At 63.9% G+C, this 17,305-nt stretch carries 15 protein-coding genes and 2 pseudogenes; 5 read left to right on the top strand and 12 right to left on the bottom strand.

Annotated elements, in window-relative coordinates:
• Positions 1-56 precede the first annotated feature (56 nt).
• Positions 57-704 (top strand): flavin reductase family protein, encoded by a 648-nt coding sequence (locus tag D2N39_RS21275; protein WP_233557356.1) that lies wholly within the window; start codon positions 57-59, stop codon positions 702-704.
• Positions 704-1,420: an aspartate/glutamate racemase family protein gene (locus D2N39_RS21270; RefSeq protein WP_119136762.1), complete on the top strand. Its 717-nt coding sequence runs from the start codon at positions 704-706 to the stop codon at positions 1,418-1,420. Before D2N39_RS21275 ends, D2N39_RS21270 begins: the two co-directional genes overlap by 1 nt.
• 31 nt (positions 1,421-1,451) lie before the next feature.
• On the opposite strand, the pseudogene D2N39_RS21265 reads toward D2N39_RS21270, so the two are convergent.
• Positions 1,452-1,932, bottom strand: a pseudogene (locus D2N39_RS21265) (DDE-type integrase/transposase/recombinase); the annotation flags it as partial.
• Between D2N39_RS21265 and D2N39_RS21260 the strand changes: the two are divergent.
• Positions 1,931-2,179, top strand: a pseudogene (locus D2N39_RS21260) (ATP-binding protein); the annotation flags it as partial. The pseudogenes D2N39_RS21265 and D2N39_RS21260 sit on opposite strands and share 2 nt — an antisense overlap.
• Before the next feature lie 89 nt (positions 2,180-2,268).
• Here D2N39_RS21260 and D2N39_RS21255 read toward each other — a convergent pair.
• From D2N39_RS21255 to D2N39_RS21225, 7 genes are all read right to left on the bottom strand, one after another.
• On the bottom strand, positions 2,269-2,823 hold the full coding sequence (locus tag D2N39_RS21255) for an ImuA family protein (RefSeq protein WP_119136761.1): 555 nt from the start codon (positions 2,821-2,823) through the stop codon (positions 2,269-2,271).
• A complete protein-coding gene (locus D2N39_RS21250) occupies positions 2,813-3,505 on the bottom strand; it encodes an SOS response-associated peptidase (RefSeq protein ID WP_119136760.1) in 693 nt (230 codons plus the stop codon). Before D2N39_RS21250 ends, D2N39_RS21255 begins: the two co-directional genes overlap by 11 nt.
• A 467-nt stretch (positions 3,506-3,972) precedes the next feature.
• Positions 3,973-4,728 (bottom strand): FadR/GntR family transcriptional regulator, encoded by a 756-nt coding sequence (locus D2N39_RS21245; RefSeq protein ID WP_119136759.1) that lies wholly within the window; start codon positions 4,726-4,728, stop codon positions 3,973-3,975.
• Positions 4,697-5,659 (bottom strand): ABC transporter ATP-binding protein, encoded by a 963-nt coding sequence (locus tag D2N39_RS21240; RefSeq protein ID WP_119136758.1) that lies wholly within the window; start codon positions 5,657-5,659, stop codon positions 4,697-4,699. Before D2N39_RS21240 ends, D2N39_RS21245 begins: the two co-directional genes overlap by 32 nt.
• Complete coding sequence (locus tag D2N39_RS21235) at positions 5,656-7,530, bottom strand: dipeptide/oligopeptide/nickel ABC transporter permease/ATP-binding protein (RefSeq protein WP_119136757.1); 1,875 nt, start codon at positions 7,528-7,530, stop codon at positions 5,656-5,658. Before D2N39_RS21235 ends, D2N39_RS21240 begins: the two co-directional genes overlap by 4 nt.
• Before the next feature lie 3 nt (positions 7,531-7,533).
• Positions 7,534-8,481, bottom strand: coding sequence for an ABC transporter permease (locus tag D2N39_RS21230; protein WP_119136756.1), 948 nt, complete (start codon positions 8,479-8,481; stop codon positions 7,534-7,536).
• A gap of 60 nt (positions 8,482-8,541) precedes the next feature.
• A complete protein-coding gene (locus D2N39_RS21225) occupies positions 8,542-10,125 on the bottom strand; it encodes an ABC transporter substrate-binding protein (RefSeq protein ID WP_119136755.1) in 1,584 nt (527 codons plus the stop codon).
• A 133-nt stretch (positions 10,126-10,258) separates the two neighbouring features.
• Here D2N39_RS21225 and D2N39_RS21220 point away from each other — a divergent pair, with 133 nt between their 5' ends.
• Together D2N39_RS21220 and D2N39_RS21215 are read left to right on the top strand one after the other, a co-directional pair.
• A complete protein-coding gene (locus tag D2N39_RS21220; RefSeq protein WP_119136754.1) occupies positions 10,259-10,942 on the top strand; it encodes a DUF1028 domain-containing protein in 684 nt (227 codons plus the stop codon).
• A 403-nt stretch (positions 10,943-11,345) separates the two neighbouring features.
• Complete coding sequence (locus D2N39_RS21215) at positions 11,346-12,302, top strand: sugar-binding transcriptional regulator (protein ID WP_119136753.1); 957 nt, start codon at positions 11,346-11,348, stop codon at positions 12,300-12,302.
• 155 nt (positions 12,303-12,457) lie between these two features.
• Here the strand turns inward: D2N39_RS21215 and D2N39_RS21210 are convergent, their stop codons facing one another.
• Genes D2N39_RS21210 through D2N39_RS21195 form a run of 4 tightly spaced genes read right to left on the bottom strand, consistent with a single transcriptional unit; the run spans position 12,458 to position 17,176 of the window.
• The gene (locus D2N39_RS21210; RefSeq protein ID WP_233557354.1) at positions 12,458-13,396 is read right to left on the bottom strand and encodes a LysR substrate-binding domain-containing protein; all 939 of its coding nucleotides are present in this window, start codon (positions 13,394-13,396) and stop codon (positions 12,458-12,460) included.
• Positions 13,393-14,739 (bottom strand): NAD(P)/FAD-dependent oxidoreductase, encoded by a 1,347-nt coding sequence (locus tag D2N39_RS21205; protein WP_119136752.1) that lies wholly within the window; start codon positions 14,737-14,739, stop codon positions 13,393-13,395. Before D2N39_RS21205 ends, D2N39_RS21210 begins: the two co-directional genes overlap by 4 nt.
• 7 nt (positions 14,740-14,746) lie before the next feature.
• Positions 14,747-16,255, bottom strand: a complete 1,509-nt coding sequence (locus tag D2N39_RS21200) for an aldehyde dehydrogenase (RefSeq protein WP_119136751.1) — start codon at positions 16,253-16,255, stop codon at positions 14,747-14,749.
• A gap of 3 nt (positions 16,256-16,258) precedes the next feature.
• The gene (locus tag D2N39_RS21195) at positions 16,259-17,176 is read right to left on the bottom strand and encodes a dihydrodipicolinate synthase family protein (protein ID WP_119136750.1); all 918 of its coding nucleotides are present in this window, start codon (positions 17,174-17,176) and stop codon (positions 16,259-16,261) included.
• Positions 17,177-17,305 lie beyond the last annotated feature (129 nt).

The following is a 17,305-nucleotide window of genomic DNA, read 5'->3' as shown; positions in this document are numbered from 1 at the left end:
TCATGTTGAAGATAATAGCGGGTTCCCGGCCCGTAATCCAGAGGGACAGGACGACAATGCCACAGACCATGGAATTCGATTTCACGCGCCTGGACCCGCAGGACCGTTACCGTCTTCTGACCAACTTCATCGGGCCGCGCCCCATCGCGCTGGTATCCACCCGGTCGGAAGGCGGGCAGGACAATGCGGCGCCCATGAGCTTTTTCAACGTATTCTCGCATGACCCCGCGCTTGTGGTGCTGGGCATCCAGACCCGCCCTGACGGGCAGGAGAAAGACACCGTGCGCAATATCCGCCGTGAGGGGGAGTTTGTGGTGAACATGGTCGACATGGCGCTGTCGCAGGCCATGCTGGTCTGCGGGCTGGGCGTGGCCGAGGATGTGGACGAGGTGGCGCTGGCCGGGCTGACCTCGGCGCCCTGCGCCCATATCCGCGCGCGGCGCATCGTCGAAAGCCCCTGCGCCATGGAATGCCGGGTGGACCGGCTGCTGGAATACGGGCGGCGCCTTCTGGTCATCGGCGAGGTGGTGCAGATGCATGTACGGCGCGACTGTCTGGACGCGGCGGGGCGCTATGTGAACCCCGAGGTCTATCAGCCCATCGCGCGGCTTCATGCCGACAACTACATAACCTCTGACCGGCAATTCGTGATGCCGACGCCGTCGATGCCTGTAGATGCCCGCGTGGGCGCCGGGGCCAAATGATGCGCATTCTGGTCATCAACCCCAATTCCACCGTCACGATGACGGCGCAGATTGGCGAAAGCGCCCGACGCGCCGCCTTTCCCGGCACGGTAATCGAAACCGTGAATCCCAAAGGCACTCCGGCGAGCATCGAAGGTCATGCCGACGAGGCTCTGGCGGTGCCCGCGATGCTGGAACTGATCCGCGCGGGCGAGGCGCGGGGCTTTGACGCCCATGTCATCGCCTGTTTCGACGATCCGGGGCTGGCTGCGGCGCGCGAGGTGGCGCGCGGGCCGGTCATTGGCATCTGTCAGGCCGGGGTGCAGGTGGCCTCGACCATAGCAAGCCGCTTTTCCATCGTGACGACGCTGCCGCGTTCGGTGCCGATCATCGAGGATCTGGTGGCGGGTTACGGGGCGACGGGGCGCTGCCGAAACGTGCGGGCGGTGAACATGCCGGTTTTGGCGCTGGAGCAGGAGCCGGAAACCTGCGAACTGCGCCTGCTGCACGAGATCCGCGCCGCACGCGAACAGGACGGGGCAGAGGCGGTGCTGCTGGGCTGCGCCGGAATGTCTGACATGTGCGACCGGTTGCAGGCGCAGACCGGAATGCCGGTGATTGACGGGGTCAGCGCAGCGGTGAAGCTGGCCGAAGGTCTGGTGGGTGGGCGTTACCTGACCTCGAAGGTCGGGGCGTATGACTTTCCTCGCGTCAAGTTTCCGCAGGCGGCAGGCTGACCTTCGACGGCTCTGACGCGGACATTCCGGTTCACCTGTCGGGTGAACCGCACGGGGTTTGCCGGAGGCTGATTTTCGTTAGTTGCGCGGCCATGGGCTCAGTTTCCAGAGTTGCGCAGAAGTTGGCTCGGCGTCTGCGGGCGGGATGTTCCCGATGGGTTCAGGCAGGCGTCGGTTGTTGAACCAGTCGACCCATTCCTGCGCGGCGTATTAGACAACCTCGAAGCCGCGCCTGGGGCCACGGCGGTGGATGATCTCGGCCTTGAATAGGCCGTTGATCGTCTCGGCCAGTGCGCTGTCATAACTGTCACCGACGATACCGGCTGAAGGCTCGATGCCCGCTTAGGCAAGACGTTCATTGTAGCGGATGGACAAGTATTTGAGAGCCCCTGTCGCTGTGGTGGACCAGCCCCATGCCCTTGGCCGGACGGCGTTCATGAACTGCCTGTTCCAGAGCATCCAGAACCAAGCCAGCATGTGCTGAAGCGCCAGCCGACGATGCGGTGGGCATATCTCCCCTTTGCCCAATCCGGCGGGCAGCTCCTGTTCCACCTGATCAGCAAGTTCTACGAACAGACCTCGGCCATCGTCACCAGAAACCTTGTCTTCGGCGAATGGCCGACAGTGTTCGGCGACGCCAAGATGACCACCGCGCTGCTCAATCGCCTCACCCACCGCTGTTCCATCTTGGAAATCGCAAACAATAGCTTACGCTTCAACGCAAGTTCAGCCGCAGAATACCGAAAAAGAATAAGGTAAACAATGCCGTGACTCCAATATCACACAAAATCCATAGTCACAGGTGGCTTACTTCTCGATGGGAAATCCGCCTCAGTTCTGGGCGGAAATCAACACTCGGAAACCAGATGGAAATCAGCCGACGTGCCATGCCAGTTCAAGAGCCAGTTTCCTTTTGATCCCTTTTTGTTCTTGCTGAGGGTCCAGTGATGCAGAGTCGAGTCCGGCGCCGGGCTGGCCGTGGGCGCGCAGTGCCAGCGGGTTTCAGTGGCATTGCTGCCCGCGCCTTCGCGGATCAGCAGAAGCCCGGTGCTGCGCCCGGCCTCTGCCGCCAGTTGCAACCTGCGGCCTGCGGTCAGGGACAGTGGCTTTTCCGGCTCGGCAATCACCAGCCCGACCGGGGCAGTGCGCAGGGCCTCTTCGACACACCATAGAACATCGGCCCCGCCCACAGGCCGTAGCAGATGCAGCCTTTCGCCTACCCCCAGCGGCAAGCCGCGCAACATGGGCAGTTCCGGGGCATGGGCGGGGGTGATCCAGATCAGTGGGCCGGGGTGGCGCAGTGCCTGGAACAGCGCAAAGGCGCGGCGGCCACGGCCTGCGGCCTCATGCACGCGGGCAGGGCGCAAGCCGAAGGGATCGGTGGACGCTGTTTCAGGCCGCATCTTCCGGCGCCCCCTCTGCCACGATCTGCAATTCGCCATCCGGCAGCGGCCGCTGCAGATGGCGGGCACGGTCGAAGGGCGTCGTCAGCCACTGCCGCCATTCCTCCGGACGGGTCAGGATCACCGGCATTGCCTTGGGGTGAATGCTGGCCACCTCGCGGTTCGGATCGCAGGTCAGGAAGGCAAAGGCATCCACTGTCACCTCACCTTCTTTCAGTTTGCGGATTGAGGTCCATTCCGTGCAGATGCCTGCGAAGAAGGCCAACGGTCGGTCGGGGCCAAGCGCGAACCAGATGGGTTTGCCTTTCATCGGGCCGGAGCGGCTGTCGGGTTCGGCAAAGCTGGTGAAGGGCACGAGGCAGCGGTGCGGCACCCCAAACCAGCGCTGCCAGTGCGGCGAGGCCAGATTGCGGATATTGGTCACCCCAGGATCAGTGCGCCTGCCCGCCAGAAACTGCGGGGGCGTCGGCATCCCCCAGCGGGCCAGCGACAGCCGGAAGCCGGATGCCCCATTCCCTCCCGCAAGGTGCCGGATGATGGGCGCCGGATGATCCGGCCAGATGCCGGGCGTGGCGGGCAGGTTGCCGCTGGTGTCAATCAGCTCTTCGTCATCTTCCAGCACGTCATCAAAGACATGGCGCATCGCATCTTGGCTCTTGGTCTGCGAGTAGAGGTTGCACATAAGAAGGCCCTCGCCCTAAGTTGCAATGGAACATTACAGGAACACATGCTTGCTGGGTAGAGTGTCAGAGGTCTTGGTGGTGCGGTGCGCACCGACTGTCCGGGTGTGCTGGCATGGGCGTAGGCGGGGGCCTGCCGGGTTGACACGCGTGTCGCCTCTGGTTTGAAGCCGATTGAACTATAATGACGCGATCCCAGATGCCGCATCTGCGCTTGCATAGGGCGGGTGCGATACGGATGGCTGGCCGATGAACTTTCCTGTTTAGGATAGTTCATGTGATATTGAGGTTGGATTGAACGACACTTCCCTCCAGAGCGGGGCTGCGCGGCATAACCGGCGCCAGCAACAATGAGCCTCGCCTGACCAGCCCCAAAGGTGGAATGGGCGGGCTTCCTCGCTACACGGCCCCCTCGGCTATCAGACCCTGCCGGTCTCGCTCTGCCCCTGCTTGCTGGCGGGCGAAGGGGTTATCCGAGAAAGGTCTTTGCCACCTGGACTTCCTGCAACTGCATCAGGCGTGCCGCGGCCTCCATGTGGGTGCGCATCCGTTCGGCGGCCAATGCCGGATCGCCTGATTCAAGTGCATCCAGCAGAAGCGCATGGTGGCGGTGACCCTGTTCCCACAGGGCATGGTTATGCGGCGCATAAAGCCGACGGATCACGGTCAGATCCGACAGGATCTTGGCGATGAACCCCACGATGAACGACAGCAGCGGGTTGGGGCACAGCTCGGCCAGCTCGCGGTGAAAAGCCAGCGAGGCGACGTGCTGCGCCTGCTCCTCGACCAGATCGCGGGGCGGATGATCAAAGCGCGAGGTCTCGGCGCGAAAGCGGGCCAGCGTCTCGGCGGGGATCCTGCCGGCAACCATCGCCGCCACCTCCGGCTCCAGCCGGATGCGCAGCTGATAGAGATCCGCCAGAGAGAGGTCGCGGAAATAAAAGAAATTCGAAAGCATTGTCATCGCATGATCGCGCGACACGTCATCGACAAAGGCCCCACCCCCCGGCCCGGTGCGGGTGCGGATCAGGCCCTGCGCCGCAAGCATGCGCATCGCTTCGCGCACGGTGCCCTTGGATTTGCCAAGGGCGGCCATCAGATCGGCCTCGGACGGCAGCCGGTCGCCGGGACGCAGCCCCTGCGCGACGATATAGGCCTTCAGATGCTCGGCCACCTGTTCGGTGCGGGCACCATTACGTCTGGTCCGGGTGGTGGCAGGCGGCACGCTGGGTCTCTCCGGTTTCCTGCAATTGCGGCACTTTTGTCCGGCAAAGCTGCGATACCTTTGGACAACGCTGGGCAAAAGCGCAACCCGGAGGCGGGTTCAGCGGGTCGGGAAGCTCGGCCCCCGCTGTGTCCTGTGGCGCCAGAGGACGGCCGACGACCGGGGCGGAGCGGGCCAGAAGCCGGGTATAGGGGTGGCTTGGGCGGGCAAAGATCCGGTCGGCGGCACCGATCTCGACCAGCGTGCCGAAATACAATACGGCGATCCGGTCGGATACCGCCTCGATCACCGCAAGGTCATGGCTGATGAACAGATAGGTCAGCCCGTATTGCGTCTTGAGATCGGCGAGAAGGTTCAGCACCTGCGCCTGAACCGACACGTCCAGCGCCGAAACCGGCTCGTCCAGCACGATGATCTTCGGCCGCGCGAGCAGCGCGCGCGCAATGCCGATCCGCTGTGCCTGCCCGCCGGAAAATTCGTGCGGGTAGCGGTCAAGGAATTCGGGTCGCAGGTTTACCGCCTCGAACACCTCATGGATGCGGGCGGTGCGGGCGGCAGCATCCATGCCGAACAGGATGCGCAGCGGGGTTTCCATGGTCTGTCGGATGGTCTTGCGCGGGTTCAGCGAAGAGATCGGATCCTGAAACACATACTGGATCTGCTGGCTGGAGACCCGCCGGTCCGAGGTATCCAGTGGCTTGCCGTCGATCAGGATCGTGCCGGTGCTGGGCTGCGACAGCCCGACCAACATGCGCGCCAGGGTCGTCTTGCCGCAACCCGATTCCCCGACGATCCCCAGCGTTTCGCCCGGCCTGACCTCCAGCGACAGAGGTTGCAACGCATGCACCATGGTCGTTGCACCGCGCAACAGCCCACGGCCCACCGGAAAGGATTTCGACAGGCCATCCACTTGCAGCGCGGGTGTGGTCATGACAGGGCCTCCTCGGGGTATAGGCACCGTGCGGCGCGTGGGCCAGAGACGCGCAGGGCAATCGGGTCCCTCTGGCAATCGGGGCGGGCACGGTCGCAGCGCGGGGCGAAGGCACAGCCCGCGGGCAGCCGGTTCACCGCTGGCGGCAGGCCCGGAATGGCGGCAAGCTGACGCCGCCCCCCGCCGAGTTCCGGCACGCAGGCAATCAGCCGTCGGGTATAGGGATGGGCGGGCGCAGCCAGGATGCTGGCGGTTGGCCCTTCCTCGACGATCTGGCCAGCATACATCACCGCCACCCGGTCGCAAAGCTGGCCGACCACGCCGAAATCATGGGTGATGAACAGGATCGACAGCCCCCTTTCGCGCCGCAACCTGTCAAGCAGCGCCAGAACCTGCGCCTGCACCGTGACATCCAGCGCGGTCGTCGGTTCGTCGGCGATGATGACCTCGGGGTCGTTGACCAGCGCCATGGCGATGCCGACACGCTGGCGCATACCGCCTGACAATTCGTGCGGATAGGCGGAAAGACGGCTTTCGGCATTGGGGATCTGCACGGTGCGCAGCAGATCGAGGCAACGCGCCCGCGCCTCGGCCAACGGCATCTTGCGATGCACGCGGATCGCCTCGACCATCTGGTCACCAATGCGATAGAGCGGATGCAGAGTCGAAAGCGGATCCTGAAAGATATAGGCGATGCGGCGCCCGCGCAGGCCACGCAGATCCCGATAGGGCAGCGACAGCAGGTCCACCCCGTCGAGCCGCGCGGCGCCCCCGGCGATCACACCGGGGGGCGAGGCGACAAGGCCGGTGACGGAAAGTGCGGTGACCGATTTGCCGCTGCCGGATTCCCCGATCAGCCCGAGGCACTCGCCCTTGCCAAGGGTCAGTGACACGTCGCTGACCGCCTTGTAGACCTGCGCGCCGACCTCGAACCGCGTCGTCAGCCCATCCAGATCCAGCACCCCGCGCGCGGGGGTCTCCGCCGGGGGCGGGGCGGGGCGGGCGATCCGTGTCACCGGGCTGGGCCGCGCCAGCGCGCCGGAACGCAGCCGGGGGTCCAGCGCATCGCGCAGGCCATCGCCCAGCAGGTTGATCGACATGACGATGACGAAGATCATCGCCCCCGGCACGATGAGCGTATGCGGCGCCGCGATCAGCGCTGCCCGCGCCTCGCCCAGCATCGAGCCGAGATCGGCCTGCGGCGGCTGGCTGCCCAGACCGAGGAAGGACAGGCCGGCGGTCTCCAGCACCATCCAGCCGATCGTGGTCGAGATTGCGACGATGATGACCGGCAGCACGTTCGGCAAAAGCTCGGTCACGATGATGCGGGCGTGGCCCTGACCGGACAGGCGGGCGGCGTCGATGAACTCGCGCGCCGTCAGCCCGACGCTGATGCCACGGATGTTGCGGGCAAAGAACGGCACGTTGACCGCCGCCACCGCGATCAGCGCGTTCAGCATGCCGGGGCCAAGCGCGGCCACGATGGCCAGTGCCAGCAGGATATAGGGAAAGGCCATGATCATGTCGATCAGGCGCATCAGGCCGTTGTCGATCCAGCCGCCGAAATAGCCGGCGCAGATGCCAATCAGTGTGCCGAAGAAAGCGGCCGCCGCCGCCGCGGCGACCCCCACGGCCAGTGAAAGCCGTGTGCCCCACAGCAGGCGCGACAGCAGATCCCGGCCAAGGTGATCGGTGCCCAGAAGATGCCCTTCGCTGAACGGGCGCAGGAACTTGTTGGGCGTGTCGGTCACATTCGGGTCGGCCAGCGGCAGAAGCGGCACCACGAGGCACAGAAGCACCAGCGCCAGCAACAGCACGGCGCCAAGCGCGGCCAGACGATTGCGAAACAGGAGCGTAAGGAAAAGCCGCATCTGTCAGGCCTTGATCCGAGGGTCGATCAGCGATTGCGCCACATCGACGATGATGTTGAACAGCACATAGCAGGCCGCGACAAAGGTCACGCCGCCCTGCACCAGAAGAAGGTCGCGCTTGAGGATGGCATCGACCAGCATCCGGCCCACACCGGGCCATTGGAACACCACCTCGATATAGACCGCGCCCGACAGCACGAAGCCTGCCTGAATGCCCAGAACGGGGATGATCGACACCATGGCCGCGCGCAGGGCATGGCGCCAGATCACGCCGGTTTCGCTGACCCCCTTGGCCCGGGCGGTGCGGATGTAATCCTGCCGCAGCACCTCCAGCATGGCGCCGCGCGACAGCCGGGCCACAACGCCGGTCGCCACGGCGGCCAGCGCGGTTGCGGGCAGGATGATGTGGCGCAGCAGATCTACCAGCGTCCGCCCGCCATAGACCTCATACATGCCCGAAACCGGCAGCCAGCGCAGTTGCACTGCGAAGATCAGGATCAGCAGCATGCCCAGAAAGAAAGACGGGATCGAAATCCCCACCAGCACCGCCAGCGTGATCGCCTTGTCCGCCAGCCCGTATTGCCGCGCCGCCGAAACCACGCCTGCCACGATGCCCAGAACCGCACAGATCAGCAGCGACACCCCGGCGAGGATCAGCGTGGCCGAGAACCGTTCAAGAATCTCGTCCAGCACCGGCCGGTTCAACGAGAAGGACCGCCCGAAATCCCCTGTCAGCATGTTGCCCAGCCAGATGAAGTAACGCTGCACCATGGGCTTGTCCAAGCCCAGATCGGCATTCAGCCGCGCCACATTCTCTGGCGAGGCATAGGCGCCAAGGATGGCTGTCGCCGGATCGCCGGGGATCAGCGACATGATGAAAAACACGATGACCGTGATGCCAAGGACGACCGGAACAGCCGACAGCAGACGGTAAAGGATATAGCGCCCCATTCTGGCCTCCTTCTGGCAAAAAAGGGGGGCACGAACGCCCCCCGATACTCGTTACAAAACTCAGGCCTTGGACACGTTCTTCAGCGTCAGCAGAAACGAGGGTTGCAGGACCAGCCCCTTGACCGCCGCCGTGGCCACCGCGTTCTGTTTCCAGTTCGCAACGAACAGCCAGGGTGCATCGTCATGCACGATGACCTGCATCTTCTTGTAAAGCTCGGCCCGCTCCGCCTGATCGGTTGAAACGCGGGCGCGGTTCAGCAGTTCGTCCACCTCGGGATTGGCGTAATAGCCCGAGTTGAAGCCACCCTTGTCGGGAAAGGCCTCGGCCCGCAGCGCCAGATAGGGCAGGGTATCGGGATCATTGGTCATCCATGCCATTTCGGCCATGTCGGCCTTGCCCGAAAGGCCGGGGTTCACCTGATCGAGGAAGGTGTTCCATTCATAGGTCTGGATCGTGACGTCAAAGCCTACCGCCGCCAGATCGGCCTGAATGGCGGTGCCCATGGCCACCGGGTCCAGCATCCCCGAGCCGCCCTCGGTGACGAAGAAGGTGATCTTCGGATTTGGCGTGCCCGCCTCGGCCAGCAGGGCGCGGGCCTTCTCCGGGTCATAAGGATAGGGGGTGACATCGGGATTCACCGCCCAGTTGAAGGCAGCGGGGGTCGGGCCGGCGGCGACGGTCGCGGTGCCCTCCAGCACGTTGTTCACCAGCGCCTCCTTGTTGACCGCGTAATTCGCAGCCTGACGCACCCGCTTGTCTGCAAAGGCGCCATCCTTGCAGTTCAGGATCAGGAACCACAGATGCGCGCCAGCGGCCTCGACTATGGTGTATTGGTCGTTGCGGAACTGCGACAGCGTGACCGGCGGCACCTCGACCATGATGTCGAGCCCGCCTGCCAGCATCTCGGCGGTTCGGGTATTGGCATCGGTGATCGGGCGGAACACGATGGCCTCCGACGCCGGGGCGCCATCCCAGTAATCGGGGTTCTTCTCGATCGCCACCATTTCATTCGCGCGCCATTCGGCGAATTTGAACGGCCCGGTGCCCGAGGGATTGCGCCCGAAATCGGCGCCATGCTGCGCCACGGCGGCGGGCGAGACGATATAGCCGGTGGGCGTCGCCAGATTGGCAAGGAAGGGCGCGTAGGGTTCGGTCAGTGTAAAGACGGCGGTCAGCGCATCCGGCGCCTCGACCGAAGCGACCGACGAGAAGAAGAAGGCGAGCGGGAACGGCCCGGTATCTGCATAGGGGTGATCCTTCTTCAGCATCCGCTCGAAGGTGAATTTCACCGCCTCGGCGTTGAAATCGCTGCCATCATGGAACTTGATCCCTTCGCGCAGGTGGAAGGTATAGGTCTTTCCGTCCCCGGAAATGTCGTAGGAATGCGCTAGCGCCGGCTCAACCTCAAGCGTGCCATCCCTGAAACGCACCAGCCCGTCAAACACGTTCACCGAGATGCGGAAGTCGTTCGCGGCGGTGGCGGCCTGCGGGTCGAGCGTTTTGGGTTCTGCGACCTGACCGAGGATCAGCACGCCGGGCGGTGTCTGCGCCAACACGGGCGCGCGCAGTCCGGTGGCTGCGACGATCAGGGCGGTGGCACTGGAAAGCAGAACCGCGCGGCGGGTCAGGCGTTGGGGGCGCATCAGGTCTCTCCTGTTGAGTGTTTGTTTCCCGCAAATTTATCATGATAAATTGATAGTGATAGTATTTTTGCTAAACTCGGCTTCAGAGATTGCGCCTCTTGCGACCGTAAGAACCCTAACTATCGAGGAAACAATGACCTTTTCTCTACTTGCCCGAGATGAAAAATCCGGCGCTCTGGCCGGGGCGGCCGCAACAGGGTCACTTTGTGTCGGTGGATGGGTGTTGCGGGGGCGATGGAATGCGGGCCTGTCCGCCTCACAGGGCGCCGCGCCCAGCACGTTGTGGGGAGAATCGGTGCTGGACCGCATGGCGGCCGGGGCGGCGGCGGCGGCGGCGCTGGCCGGGACGGTTGCACCGGATCCGAACCGTGACTGGCGGCAGCTTTCGACGCTGGACCGGCAGGGCGGCACCGCCGGGCATAGTGGCGCGCAGAATTCGGCCCTGTGCAGCCATATCGCGCGTCCGGGCGCGGTGGCGGCGGGCAATATCCTGTCGGGGGAGGAGGTGCTGCATGCGTTGCTGGACGCTTGGGACAATGCCGGCGGCCCCCCGGCCCTCCGGCTTCTGGCCGCACTGGAGGCTGCGCAGGCGGCGGGTGGTGACACGCGCGGGTTGAAATCGGCGGCGCTACTGGTCTTGCAGGCGGATCGTCCGCCACTGACCCTGCGCATTGACCTGTCGGAAGATCCGTTGCGTGATCTCCGCGCGTTGCACATGGCCAGCGCCAGCGGCAGTTACGAAAGATGGACCCATGCCGTTCCGGTAGAGATCGACCCCACACGCGCCGACGCGGCCCTGATCAGGGCGGATGGCTAGATGTGTCCGTCCCCGGCCCGTGCAATCCGACAGCACAGCCGACAGGCCGCAGAAATAATCCCGCGCCCGGCCAGGCCGGACTGCCGGTGCCGAACTGCTTGGCCACTGTGAAATGACCGTTTGAACCGTAATCCACCGTTGCGGTCGCCGACGCCTGCTGTTCAAGACGACGGCAGGCGCGCTGGTCGGGGCGATCTTGATCAAATGCCTCCGCTGCGCATCCTTCAATCATCCGAGGCCGCAGCGGCCAGACCGCGCAGAAAAGGACGCCTCGTGTGATCCTTTGTTCAGCCAGAAGACATGACGCCCTTCGCGGCATCAGCCCTTGCGCTGTTGCCGCAACCGCTTTGCCCCTGTGCTCTTTGCTGGTCGAATCCGATATGACGGATATAAGAGTGTCACGATGGATGATCCGACCGAAGACTTGACCGAACAACTGGAACGCGCGCGCGTAGCGTGGTTCTATTTTCTGGGTGGGCTGACGCAGCAGGAAATCGCGGCACGCATGAACATGACGCGGCTGCGGGTGAACAAGATCATCGGGCAGGTGCGCGAAGATGGTGCGGTGCGCATTGACGTGACCCTGCCATTGACCGACTGCATCGCGCTGGCCGAGGCAGTGGCGGCGCGCTATGGCCTTATCGAGGCAGTCGTTGTGCCCGATGTGCCTGACTATCTGGAACAGAAGCGTGTCATCGGCGAAGCAGCAGGCACAATGGCCGCCGCTCTTGTCGAGGGGCGCGATCTGGGGATCGGCGTGGCAACGGGCCGCACGCTCAGCTTCGCGGTCCGGCGTCTGAATGCGCGGCCACACCCGGACAGTTGGGTGGTCGGGCTGACCGGAGGGGTCACGCGATCTTCCGGCACCAATACGTTCGAGGTGGCCACCAGTTTTGCGCGCAGTCTGGGCGTCGAATGCCACTACCTGACCGCGCCACTTTACTGCGCCTCGCCGGAAAGCCGTGAAACGCTTTTGCTGATCGACGAACTGACCGATGTTCTGGCCCGCACCGAAATCGCCGATCTGGGCATCACCTCTTGCGGATCGCTTGCGGGCGACGCGACGCTGACGCAAATCCGTGTGGTGAAGGATCATCTTGACGATGTGCTGAAGCGCGGTGCGGTGGGCGAGTTTCTGGGCTGTTTTCTGGATGCGCAGGGTCGTCCTGTCGATCATTTCCTGAACGAGTCGATCATTGCGCTGAGCCCCGACAAGTTGAAGCTGAAACCGATGTCCATGCTGGTCTCGGGCGGGATCGAGAAGGTGCAGATCATCCGCGCCATTCTGCGTGGCGGCTATGTGAACCGGCTGGTCACCAACGAGGCCGTGGCCCGCGCACTGATGGCGGGGCCACGGTAAGCGGGTCGGCCTGTTGTCCTGTGCCGCGGTGCTGCCCAGCCCGTCAGCAGGTGACCGGCCATCCGCCCCTCGATGGTGAGGGGCAGGTGGCGCGAAGCTGCGCAGGGCAGGTTTCATGCCCGCTGGTAGCGTAGGGCGGTTGGGTCTCGCCCCGCTCAGAGTTTCAGGGAGAGGAGCAAGTGATCGACAAAACGGGCAACGCTGGGGCGCTGGAGGGATGATCGCTGGCAGCGCAGGAAATTGCCGCGCCCTGCCGTGATCTGCGCCGGATGGGCGGTCACCAGTCGGCCATCCCGAAGCGGCCCCTGCACCATATGCAGCCAGCCAAGCATCACCCCTTCCCCGGCCAGAACTGCGTCGATCAGCAGCGACACCTTGTTCGTCGACAGGCTGGAGGCCCCGCGGTCCCAGCGCGCGCCCTGAGAGCGGAACCATTCCTCCCAGCCAAGGGGCTGCCAGCCGATCGCATCCGCGCTCCAGTGTCGGTCATGCAGGTGCAGCAGGTTTGCGCGATTAAGGCTCTGGGCATCTTCGAAAGGGCCATGCGCCGCAAGATAACCGGGTGTGCAGACAGGTTGCGCCACCTCGGGAAACAGGAAATGCAACTCCTCGCCGGTCTCGCTCCGTTCATTGCCACACAAAACGGCAATGTCCACGCCCGAATAATTGCGCAGGGCGTCATCTTCGTCCGAGGCAAGAAGCACAAACCCGACCGAAGGATGTTCGGCACGGAACCTGTCGATCAGAGGTTTCAGCCACCAGGCCGCCATGCCGTCAGTGGAGGATATGGTAATGGTTTCCGGCTGGCCGTCCGGCTGCAACAGCCCGACGCCCGCACTGATCATGTCCAGTCCGGCGGCAACGGCGGCAGAAAGGTCGCCGCCGGCGGGGGTAAGCTCCAGCGCGTTGTGTTTGCGGATGAAAAGCGCAGTATCGAGCGCCCGTTCCAGCAGCCGGATCTGTTGGCTGACCGCTCCTTGGGTGATATTCAGTTCCTTCGCGGCCAGCGTAAAGCTCAGATGCTTGGCCGCGACCTCGAAAGTCGCAAGCGCGCCGAGCGATGGAAGATGCCTGCGGCGCACTGGTCGCATCATTCAGCCCTTGCCTGCCATTCCTTCCAGCGAAGATAGACATTCGCCCCGATCGTGTCGAATGGATGCGGTGGAAGGCGGGCCGGTTTCATTTCGTCCAGAAAGAAGCGCGTGATGTCGCTGGACTGGCCAAGCGCAAGCGTCGCGGCGGCGATCCCGCCCAGTGTGCCGCGTGTGGTGCCAAGGCCATTCTGGACACAGGCCGCAAACAGGCCGGGCTCCAGTTCGTGCGTCACCGACACGGCGTTTCTGGTCAGGCACAGATGACCCGACCACGAATGCTCGAAGCTGACGCCCTTCAGGGTTGGGAAGCGGGCATCGAATTTCTCCCGCATCCCGCGGACGACCCGCGCCAGATCGGCACGGCTGGTCTGCATTCTGGGCCGGTAATAGCCACCCTGACGGATGATGATGCGGTTGCCACCCTGCGCGGTCGAGATGCGGCGCACGGTCGATCCCATCGGGTCTGACGGGGTCAGGCCCCAGGTTTCCTGCCCGCCGAGACCGCGCAGAAGATCGGTGGGGATTTCTTCGGTCATGCAGGCATTCAGCATGATGTGCATGAGCTGGCCACGCCCGAAGCCAAAGCTTTCCAGATGGCCATTGTTGGCAAGGATGACCCGTGACGCGCGCACCCGTCCCTGCGGCGTTGTCAGCAACCAGCCCGCGCCGGTGCTTTCAAACGCCGTCACCGGCGAGGTTTCGAAGATGCGCACATTCCGGGCCACCAACCCGGAAGCCAGGCCGCGAATATATCCGGCGGGTTGGATCAGTGCTGTGCCCGGTGTGTAAAGGCCACTGGAGTAATAGGTGCTTCCGGTCACCTCGCGCATCGTCTGTGCGTCATAAAGGGCATGCGGCTCGTTCAGGGCCGCCAGATGGGCCGCATAGGTCCGGTTCGCCTTCTCGCCCACCGCGGAGACCGCACCGTTGATCTTGCCCCAGCGTTGAAAATACCCGGCTGGAAGGCCGTATTCGCGTTGCACATCCGCGGCAAAGTCGATGGCCAAACGGTTCAGCTTCGTCAGCACGCGGTCGCGTGCCGCCCCGGAACCGGCATAATCCGCACTCGTCAGATCATGCGGAAGGTCGATCATGAAGCCGGAGTTCCGCCCGGCCGAGCTTTCTGCCACACGCCCTGCATCCAGAACCACGACCGACAGGGCGGGATCGGTCAGCCGCAGATGCCGTGCCGCCGAGAGCCCGGCAAAGCCAGCGCCGACAATGGCGATGTCGCAGCCCACCTCTGCGTGCAGCACGGGGAGGGGCGCGGCCGGCGGCAGGATGGAATTCCATCCTGCAGCGCCGGTGTGGAGGGGAAGGCCGCTTACCTTGCGCGGGGCCATGTCGATTTCAGCCGATCATGCTGTCACTGGTGTCGGTCAGATCAAGCCAGATGGTCTTGAGCTGGGTATACTGGTCATGCGCGTGGATGGAGTTGTCGCGCCCGCCAAAGCCCGACTGCTTGTAGCCGCCAAAGGGCGTCGTGATGTCACCCTCGCCAAAGCTGTTTACCGTGACGGTCCCCGCACGAAGCATCCGCGCCCCGCGCAGGGCGCGCTTGCCATTCGCGGTAAAGATGGAGGCCGCCAGACCGTAATCCGTTTCATTGGCGACGGCGATCGCCTCTTCGAAGCTTCCAACGGGTATCACCGTCAGGATCGGTCCGAAGATTTCTTCGGTCGCAAGGGGCGACAGGCGGTCGGTCACCTCCACCACAGTCGGCTCGATAAAGCCCTGCGCCACGATCTTGCCACCCAGAAGGACGGTTTCCGTGGCACAGGCCGCTATGTAGCCCGACACCTTGCCGAAATGCGCGCCGGATACCAGCGCCCCGACCCGGACCTCGGGGTTGAGTGGATCGCCCACGATCCATTCGCGGGCATGCGCACGGATCTTCTCGATCAACCTGTCCTTGATGCCGCGCTGCACGATCAGGCGGGATGCGGCGGAACAATTCTGGCCCATGTTCCAGAAAGCCCCGCTCACGACATGCGCGGCGACGGCATCCAGATCCTCGGCATCGTCCAGCACGATGCAGGGGTTCTTGCCGCCCAGTTCAAGAACGATCTCCTTCAGGTTGCTGTCCGCAGAGTAGTGCAGGAAATGCCGCCCTGTCGCGGTCGAGCCGGTGAAGGACACCATGTCCACATCGGGGTGACGGCCCAATGGCTCGCCCGCTTCGGCACCGCCTCCCGTCACCACATTCAGCACGCCGCGCGGCACGCCTGCCTCGGCGGCCAGTTCCGCCAGCCGCAGCGCGCTGAGCGAGGTTTCAGCCGCAGGCTTGACCACGACCGAACATCCCGCCGCCAATGCGGGGCCGATCTTCCATGCCAGCATGAGCAGCGGAAAGTTCCACGGCAGCACCAGCCCCACGACCCCGACGGGCTCGCGCACGACCAAGGCGATATGATCGTTCGAGGCAGGCGCGACCTGATCATAGATCTTGTCGATCAATTCGCCATGCCACCGGATGACATGGATGGATTCGGGGATGTCCACGCTTTCGCAATCAAGGATGGTCTTGCCGCTGTCGAGGCTTTCCAGAACCGCGAGTTCGCGGGCGTTGCGCTCCATCAGTTTCGCCAGCCGCACCAGAACCTGCTTCCGGGCGCCGGGATGCAGGCGTGACCACCGCCCGTCCTCGAAAGCTTCACGCGCCTTGGTGACGGCGAAGTTCACATCTTCGGCCCCGCAGGCCGCAACCCGGCCGAGCGGCGTGCCCGTAGCAGGGTTCACCGTTTCGAAAGTCTTGCCAGAAATGGCGGGGCGGTAGGCGCCGTCGATCCAGGCGTTCTGCGGCAGATCCAGACTGGCGGCGATGGCCTTGTATTCTTCATGGGTCAGCAGATCGGTCATGGCTCAGTTCCCTTTCAGGATCGCTTGAACAGTGGTCCTGAGCGTGCGGATCACCTGCTCAAGCTCGCGTTTTTCTTCCTTGTTCAGCCCCTTCAGCGGCGGGCGCATCGGGCCAGACTTCAGGCCAGACAGCTCGACTCCATGCTTGATGCACTGGATGAATTTGCCGCCCTGTTCCAGCACGGCCATCAGCGGAAGCATCGCCGACATGATCCGGCGGCCTGTGACGAAATCGCCCTTCAGCACGCAGGTTTCGTAAAGCGCGACATGTTCTTCCGGCAGGAAATTCGATCCGCCGCAAATCCAGCTTCGGGCCCCCCAGGCAAAGAATTCCAGTGCCTGATCGTCCATCCCGCAGGACATCTGGATATGCGGGTAGTCGCGTGCCAGAAGGTGCACACGGTTGATGTCACCGCTGCTTTCCTTGATGCCGATGACGTTCCGCGAGCGCCCGACCCGATCAAGGAACGCGCGCCCCATCGAAACCCCCATCCGGCCCGGATAGTTGTAAAGGATGATCGGCAGGTCCGCTGCGCGGTCAATGGCCAGCGCGTTCAGCGCGTTCTCGTGTTCGGTCGGCACCGAATAGGGTGGCGTGGCCAGCAGGATCGCATCTGCGCCCATCTCGCGTGCGCCTTTGGCAAGGGCAAGGGACTCCGGTGTCCGCATCGCGCCGGTGCCGACAACGACAGGAATACGGCCTTTGACCCGATCCACGATGAAACGGGCGATGGTCAGCCGTTCGTCAATCGTTTCGGCATAGTTTTCGCCGGTCGAGCCGCCAGAGACAAGGCCGTGCACCCCTGCCGCGACAAGACGGTCCACAAGGTCGGCCAGGCTATCGAAATCCACTTCCCAATCTGAATGGAATGGCGTGATGACGGGGGTATAGATGCCCTCCAGCTTGAAACGGACGCTCATCCGCGGCCCTCCTTTGCGACCCAGCCATGACCTGACCGAACGAGGGGGTTCCTTCATCGGCAGGGGTGTGCCGCAATGGCTAGACCCCCGGTGGAAGTCGCGCAAAGGAGAATGTTCTGCGGCTGAGCA

It is taken from the genome of Gemmobacter lutimaris, from assembly GCF_003570715.1.
Taxonomy (GTDB): domain Bacteria; phylum Pseudomonadota; class Alphaproteobacteria; order Rhodobacterales; family Rhodobacteraceae; genus Gemmobacter; species Gemmobacter lutimaris.
This window is presented reverse-complemented; position numbering and strand designations above follow the sequence as displayed.

Coding starts and splice junctions, on each gene's coding strand:
- D2N39_RS21275 (WP_233557356.1), top strand. CDS start 57: ATGCCACAGACCATGGAATTCGATTTCACGCGCCTGGACCCGCAGGAC.
- D2N39_RS21270 (WP_119136762.1), top strand. CDS start 704: ATGCGCATTCTGGTCATCAACCCCAATTCCACCGTCACGATGACGGCG.
- D2N39_RS21255 (WP_119136761.1), bottom strand. CDS start 2,823: ATGCGGCCTGAAACAGCGTCCACCGATCCCTTCGGCTTGCGCCCTGCC.
- D2N39_RS21250 (WP_119136760.1), bottom strand. CDS start 3,505: ATGTGCAACCTCTACTCGCAGACCAAGAGCCAAGATGCGATGCGCCAT.
- D2N39_RS21240 (WP_119136758.1), bottom strand. CDS start 5,659: ATGACCACACCCGCGCTGCAAGTGGATGGCCTGTCGAAATCCTTTCCG.
- D2N39_RS21235 (WP_119136757.1), bottom strand. CDS start 7,530: ATGCGGCTTTTCCTTACGCTCCTGTTTCGCAATCGTCTGGCCGCGCTT.
- D2N39_RS21230 (WP_119136756.1), bottom strand. CDS start 8,481: ATGGGGCGCTATATCCTTTACCGTCTGCTGTCGGCTGTTCCGGTCGTC.
- D2N39_RS21225 (WP_119136755.1), bottom strand. CDS start 10,125: ATGCGCCCCCAACGCCTGACCCGCCGCGCGGTTCTGCTTTCCAGTGCC.
- D2N39_RS21220 (WP_119136754.1), top strand. CDS start 10,259: ATGACCTTTTCTCTACTTGCCCGAGATGAAAAATCCGGCGCTCTGGCC.
- D2N39_RS21215 (WP_119136753.1), top strand. CDS start 11,346: ATGGATGATCCGACCGAAGACTTGACCGAACAACTGGAACGCGCGCGC.
- D2N39_RS21210 (WP_233557354.1), bottom strand. CDS start 13,396: ATGATGCGACCAGTGCGCCGCAGGCATCTTCCATCGCTCGGCGCGCTT.
- D2N39_RS21205 (WP_119136752.1), bottom strand. CDS start 14,739: ATGGCCCCGCGCAAGGTAAGCGGCCTTCCCCTCCACACCGGCGCTGCA.
- D2N39_RS21200 (WP_119136751.1), bottom strand. CDS start 16,255: ATGACCGATCTGCTGACCCATGAAGAATACAAGGCCATCGCCGCCAGT.
- D2N39_RS21195 (WP_119136750.1), bottom strand. CDS start 17,176: ATGAGCGTCCGTTTCAAGCTGGAGGGCATCTATACCCCCGTCATCACG.